We start from the raw sequence: 6267 nt of genomic DNA, 5'->3' as shown, positions 1-6267 counted from the left end.
CCGTCGACGGACGCACGACCCGCCACCCCGGCTATGCCGTCAGCCAGCGCCTGCGTAAGCGCATCGAAGAGGCCTTCGGCTGGATCAAGACCACCGGCGGCCTGCGCAAGACCCGCCATCGCGGCCTCGCGCGCGTCGGCTGGATGTTCACCCTGCGCGTCGCCGCCTACAACCTGGTCAGGCTGCCCAAGCTGCTCGCTGCGACCTGAGCGGGCCAGGACTCCGTCCGAAGCAGGCCGAAACACCAGAAAGCGACCGCAAAACCAGGGCAACGGCCCACATCCCCTCGCCGACAGCCCCGATCTGAGCCCGCCGGCGCGGAAAATCGCTCCTATTTCCGCAGCCTGCTAGCGGGGCGCGCGCACGGGCGGGGTGCCAGCCGCTCGTCCCGACGCCTCGGCATTTTCGGGTAGTGCCAGGGCCCGTGCCGCCCGCCGCAGGGCCTGGGGCGGCTGGCCGAAGGCCTGGACGAAGGCGCGGCGCATGCGCTCGGGATCGCCGAAGCCGCTCATCGCGGCGACCTGGTCGATCGGCTCCGCGCCGGTCTCGACGCGATCCCGCGCCGTCTCCAGGCGCAGCCGCTGCACCGCCTTGGCCGGGGTCATGCCGGTCTCGGCCGCAAAGGCGCGGGCGAAGTTGCGCGGGCTCATCGCCGCGCGGGCGGCCAGCCGCTCGACGCCGAGGGGCTCGTCGAGCCGCGCGCGCATCCAGTCGAGCAGCCCGGCGAAGCGGCCGCCGGCACCGCCCAGCTCGAGCAGCGCCGAGAACTGCGACTGGCCGCCCGGCCGGCGGTGGTAGACGACGAGCTGCTGCGCCGTGCGCCGCGCCACCTCCTCGCCCAGGTCCTCGCCGATCAGCGCCAGCGCCAGGTCGATGCCCGCGGTGATGCCGGCCGAGGTCCAGACCTTGCCGTCGCGCACGTAGATCCGGTCGGCCTCGACCCGGACCGCCGGGAAACGCCGGGCGAAGTCGGCGCTGCGCTGCCAGTGCGTCGTCGCCCGGCGGTCGTCGAGCAGCCCGGCCGCGGCCAGCAGGTAGCTGCCCGAGCAGACGCTGGCGACCCGGCGCGCGCGCCCCGCCGCCGCCCCCAGCCAGGCCAGGGTCTCGGCGCAGCGCGCAGCGGCCCGCGTGCCCAGGCCGCCGGCGACCAGCAGCGTGTCGAAGGGCTCGGCGGACAGCGGCGCGGCCTGCAGCGCGACGCCCGACGAGCTCGCCACCGCACCCGGCGCGCGGGCCATCAGCGTCAGGGCATAGGCCCCCGGCACCTGGCGCCCGGCGAGCTCGAAGGCCGAGATCGGCCCGGCCGCGTCGAGCAGCTGGAAGTCCGGGAAGAGCAGCAGCCCGAGCGTCCGGGTCATGGCCGATTTCGAGGGATCTTTGTCATTTCGGCCAGAACCTAGGCCGCGCATCCTGACGCCGTCAATCGTCCAGCCCACCGATCGTCCAGCCAGGAGGCCGCCATGCCCGACACCGCGATCCCCGAGACCGTCACCGTCGTCTTTCCGCTGTTCGAGGGGGTGACCCAGCTCGACTTCACCGGGCCGCACCAGCTGTTCAGCCGCGTGCCCGGCCTGCGGGTCACCGCCGCCTCGCTCGGCGGCCGGCCGATCGAGGCCGACGGCCTGCGCTTCGACGGCCTCGCCGACCTCGCAAGGGTCGGGCGCTGCGACCTGCTCTGCGTGCCCGGCGGCTACGGCACCACGGCGGCGATCGGCGACGCCGCCTACCTGGCCGAGATCCGCCGGCTCGCCGCCGGCGCCCGCTGGCTGACCTCGGTCTGCACCGGCTCGCTGGTCCTGGCCGCGGCCGGGCTGCTGAAGGGCAGGCGGGCGGCCTGCCACTGGGCCTGGCGCGAGCTGCTGCGGCCGTTCGGCGCGATCCCCGACGACGGCCGGGTCGTGCGCGACGGGCGGATCATCACCGGCGGCGGCGTCACGGCGGGGCTCGACTTCGCGCTCGCCGTCGTCGCCGAGCTCTTCGACCGGCCGACCGCCGAGGCGGTCCAGCTGGCCCTGGAGTACGCCCCGGCGCCGCCCTTCGAGGCCGGCCGGCCGGAGACCGCGCCGGCCGCGGTGGCGGCGCTGGTCCGGGCGCGCCTCGACGCCGGCCTGGCCGAGCGGCGCGCCGCCGTCGAGGCGGCGGCCCGCCAGCTGCAGCCGGCCTGACCCGCCTCAGGCCCGGCGCGGCATCAGCACCGAGTAGTCGAGGTCGAGCACGACCGCCGGGTCGGGCCTGCCGTCGGCGCCCTTGTCCGGGAAGTCGGCGCAGGGCCGGTCCTTCGTCGCGACGGTCCGGACGCGCAGCACCCCGAGGTCGTCGCGGCCCGGCAGCGGCGCCTTGTCGAGCACCTCGCTCCAGGCGAAGAGCGTGTGGCCGGCGAAGGTCGGGGCGACGTGGCTGCCGCCGTTGATCGCGGCGATCCGCGAGGCGTTGGCCAGGCCGTTGAACGACAGCGCCCGGGCGATCGAGATGACGTGGCCGCCGTAGACGATGCGCCGGCCGAAGCGGTTGGCGTTGGCCGCGAGCTGGTCGAAGTGGACCTTGGCGGTGTTCTGGTAGAGTCGCGTGGCGAGCTGGTGCTCGGCTTCCTCGAGGGTCATGGCGTCGACGTGGTCGATGCGCTCGCCCGGCTCGTAGTCCTCCCAGAGGTGCAGGCTGCCGGCGAGCGTGCAGTCGTAGCCGGCGCCCTCGAAGCCCTCGGGCACGACCAGCTCGCCGTAGGGCACGGCCTCGGGCAGCGCGGGCACCACCGGCTCGGGCGCCGGGGCGGCGGCGTCGCGCTTGTTGACCAGGACCCAGCGGATCCAGGCCAGCACCGTCTCGCCGACCTGGTTGACGCAGTGCGAGCGCACGTAGACCACGCCGGTCGTGCCGTTCGAGGCCTGCTTGAGGCCGATCACCTCGCTGACCGTCGAGAGGCTGTCGCCGGGGAAGACCGGCACGCCGAAGCGGCAGTCGGCATAGCCGAGGTTGGCGACGGCGTTGAGCGAGACGTCGGGCACGGTCTTGCCGAAGGCCAGGTGGAAGACCAGCAGGTCGTCGAGCGGCGCCGCCTCGAGCCCGCAGGCGCCGGCGAAGAGGTCCGAGCTGTTGAGCGGGAAGCGGCTGCCGGTCAGCGCGACATAGAGGCTGACCTCGCCCTCGGTGACGGTGCGCGGCGTCGCGTGCACGAGCCGCTGGCCGAGTCGGAAGTCCTCGAAGAAATAGCCGGGATTGGTCTTGTCGCTCACGTCAGCTCCTCGATGATCTGGTCGGCCGCCTCCAGGGCGGAAAGATAGGCGCCGGCCGCCTGCGTTGCCCAGTCGTCGCGGACGGCCTCGCCGGCGAAGAAGAGCCGCCCGTCGACCGGCCGGCCGAGCGCCCTGCGGCTGTCTGCGGCGCCGACCCGCAGCGCGGCGTAGGCGCCCTGCGCCAGCGGGTCGCCCAGCCAGTCGGTGACGTGGCCCTTGACGAACAGCCGCCGCAGCTCACCGCCGAAGACCTCGGTCAGCGAGGCCAGGGCCAGCTCGATCGCCTGCGCCTCGCGGTCGGGCCGCGCCAGCAGCTCGGCCGCGAAGTCGCCGCCGAAGAAGCCGACCGAGAGATCGCGGCCGAAGGGGCGCAGCAGGTGGTCCCAGAGATGACCCTCCGCGCCCGACTGGGCGTAGAGCGTGTTGCCCTCGGCTTCGGTCAGCTCGGCGAAGCCCGGAGCGAACTGCAGCGCCACCTTCTCCAGGGTCGCCGGCTGGAAGCCGGCGATCGCCTCCAGCTTCCAGGCCGGCAGCGCCGGCGCGAAAGCCAGGGTGCCGGCCGCGAACAGTGGCGGCGGCAAGGTCAGCAGCAGAGCCCGGCAGCTCAGCCGGCCCCGGCTCGTCTCGACGGCGAGGCGCCGGCCGCTCCAGTCGACGGCGGTGACGCGCGTGCCGGTCTCGACCGCCGGCGGCGCCAGCGCGCGGATCACCCGGCCGCCCATGCCGCCGGGGACCATCCATTCGACGCCGGTGCCGATCTGGGCCCAGACGTCGCGGCAGGACAGGCGGTCGGTCTCGACCCCGTACTCGAGCGGGCCGAACACGGCGTGGGCGATGCGGTCGAAGCGGCTGCGCGGCGGCGAGAGCGCGGCGACGGCACGGTCCGGCTCGTCCTCCTCGTCGGCCCGCTCCACGGCCCGGTCGAGGCGCGCCGTCGCGGCCGCCAGTGCATCGTAGTCGGCCTCGCTGGCGTCCTCGCCGTCGAGGGCGAGCCAGAGATCGCGCGCGCCCTCGTCGTAGAAGTCGGTGCCGTCCCGGCGCAGCAGCGCGGTCAGGGGACTGGCGTCGGCCGAGTGCAGCCAGGCGCAGCCGTGATCGTAGGGGAAGCCGAAAGTCCGGCTCTCCGTGAAGGCGCGGCCGCCGATCCGGTCGCGCGCCTCCAGGACGCGGACCCCCAGGCCGGCGCGAGCCAGCGCGGCGGCGGCGGTCAGGCCGGCGATCCCGGCGCCGACCACGATCACGTCCGGCTCGGCCGCGCGGCCGGCGCGCAACGGGATCAGTCCGGCCAGCGGCGCCGCGACCAGGCCCCCGAGCAGTGGCCGCCGCCCGATCGCGCCGCCGCGGCCGGGCCGCCGTCGCGGCCTGAAGATTCCGTCGTTGTCCGCCAAGATGGCCCCCGGTCCGGCGTCGCCGGGTGCCAGACTACTTGGCCGCGCCGTGGCGGCAACAAATCAAATGAGCTGCGGCCGGGCCGTCCGGGGGAGGGACGGTCCGGCCGCAGGAGGACCGGGCGAGGCCGGCGCCGGCCCGGGGGTCGGGAAGCCGCGCCAGGCCCGCCGGCCCCCGCTACTCGGCGGCCTGGGCGGCCCGGGCCGCCGCCGCCAGGGCCTGGCGCACGCCGCGGCCGTAGTCGGGATGGACCTGGTCGAACAGCCTGCACTGGCGCTCGACGATCTCCGCCGGCACGCCGGCCATGGCCCCGGCGACGTTGCCGAAGAGCCGCTGGCGCTGAGCCGCGTCGAACAAGCGGAACAGGGCGCGCGGCTGGCTGAAGTCGTCGTTGCCCCGCCGGTGGTCGTAGCGGTCGGCGTCGCCCGAGATCTTCAGCGGCGGCTCGCGGAAGGCCGGGTCCTGGGCCGGGCCGTCGAAGGAGTTCGGCTCGTAGTAGGCGTCCGGGTTCGGCATGTTCGCGAAGAAGCGCATCGCGCCGTCCTTGTGGTAGTGGTGCACCGGGCACTTCGGCCGGTTGACCGGCAGCGCCTCGTAGTGGGTGCCCAGGCGGTAGCGGTGGGCGTCGGCGTAGGAGAAGATCCGCGCCTGCAGCATCTTGTCCGGCGAGAAGCCGATGCCCGGCACCACGTTCGACGGCGAGAAGGCCGCCTGTTCGATCTCCGCGAAGTAGTTGTCGGCGTTGCGGTTGAGCTCGACGATGCCGACCTCGATCAGCGGATAGTCGCCGTGCGGCCAGACCTTGGTCAGGTCGAAGGGGTTGTAGGGCGTCTTCTCGGCGTCCGCTTCCGGCATGACCTGGATGCAGAGCCGCCACTTCGGATAGTCGCCCTGCTCGATCGCCTGGAACAGGTCCTCCTGGGTCGATTCGCGGGTCCTGCCGACGACCGCCGAGGCCTCCTCGTTGGTCCAGTGCCTGTGGCCCTGCAGGGTCTTGAAGTGGAACTTGACCCAGAAGCGCTCGCCGCCGGCGTTGATCAGGCTGAAGGTGTGGCTGCCGTAGCCGTTGACGTGGCGCACGTCGGTCGGCAGGCCGCGGTCGCTCATCAGGATCGTCACCTGGTGCAGCGACTCCGGCGACAGCGACCAGAAGTCCCACATGGCGGTCGGCGAGCGCAGGTTGCTGCGCGGATGGCGCTTCTGGGTATGGATGAAGTCCGGGAACTTGTAGGGATCGCGGATGAAGAAGACCGGCGTGTTGTTGCCGACCAGGTCCCAGTTGCCCTCCTCGGTGTAGAACTTGACCGCGAAGCCGCGCACGTCGCGCTCGGCGTCGGCGGCGCCCAGCTCGCCGGCCACCGTCGAGAAGCGGATCAGGAGGTCGGTCTGCTTGCCGACCTCGGCGAAGAGCTTCGCCTTGCTGTAGGCCGTGACGTCGCTGGTCACGGTCAGGGTGCCGAAGGCGCCCCAGCCCTTGGCGTGGACGACGCGCTCGGGGATTCGCTCCCGGTTCTGGTGGGCCAGCTTCTCGATCAGCTGGTAGTCCTGCAGCAGCACCGGCCCGCGCGGACCGGCGGTCATGGCGTTCTGGTTGTCGGCGACCGGCGCACCGGCGCTCGTGGTCAGGGTCGGACGGGTGCTCATCTGG

The 6267-nt window shown here is 73.6% G+C and carries 6 protein-coding genes; 2 read left to right on the top strand and 4 right to left on the bottom strand.

The window, feature by feature from the left end; translation table 11 throughout:
* The coding region (locus tag B9O00_RS08370; RefSeq protein ID WP_143596179.1) for a transposase at positions 1 to 209 on the top strand (209 nt) is incomplete at its 5' end.
* Between the two features lie 138 nt (positions 210 to 347).
* Here the strand turns inward: B9O00_RS08370 and B9O00_RS08365 are convergent.
* Entirely contained in the window at positions 348 to 1358 is a 1011-nt protein-coding gene (locus tag B9O00_RS08365; protein WP_085122005.1) for a GlxA family transcriptional regulator, read from the bottom strand.
* Between the two features lie 102 nt (positions 1359 to 1460).
* On the opposite strand from B9O00_RS08365, the gene B9O00_RS08360 reads away from it, so the two are divergent.
* On the top strand, positions 1461 to 2165 hold the full coding sequence (locus B9O00_RS08360; RefSeq protein WP_085122004.1) for a DJ-1/PfpI family protein: 705 nt from the start codon (positions 1461 to 1463) through the stop codon (positions 2163 to 2165).
* 6 nt (positions 2166 to 2171) lie between these two features.
* Here the strand turns inward: B9O00_RS08360 and B9O00_RS08355 are convergent, their stop codons facing one another.
* The 3 genes from B9O00_RS08355 to B9O00_RS08345 all read right to left on the bottom strand — a co-directional run bounded on the left by B9O00_RS08355 (position 2172) and on the right by B9O00_RS08345 (position 6263).
* Positions 2172 to 3230: a MaoC family dehydratase gene (locus tag B9O00_RS08355; protein ID WP_085122003.1), complete on the bottom strand. Its 1059-nt coding sequence runs from the start codon at positions 3228 to 3230 to the stop codon at positions 2172 to 2174.
* Positions 3227 to 4618 (bottom strand): flavin monoamine oxidase family protein, encoded by a 1392-nt coding sequence (locus B9O00_RS08350; protein WP_159460145.1) that lies wholly within the window; start codon positions 4616 to 4618, stop codon positions 3227 to 3229. Before B9O00_RS08350 ends, B9O00_RS08355 begins: the two co-directional genes overlap by 4 nt.
* A gap of 178 nt (positions 4619 to 4796) precedes the next feature.
* On the bottom strand, positions 4797 to 6263 hold the full coding sequence (locus B9O00_RS08345; protein ID WP_085122001.1) for a catalase: 1467 nt from the start codon (positions 6261 to 6263) through the stop codon (positions 4797 to 4799).
* Between the last annotated feature and the right edge of the window lie 4 nt (positions 6264 to 6267).

Source organism: Tistlia consotensis USBA 355, assembly GCF_900177295.1.
GTDB classification, from domain to species: domain Bacteria; phylum Pseudomonadota; class Alphaproteobacteria; order Kiloniellales; family DSM-21159; genus Tistlia; species Tistlia consotensis.
The sequence above is the reverse complement of the archived record's forward strand: the minus strand, read 5'-3'. Positions and strand labels throughout refer to the sequence as shown.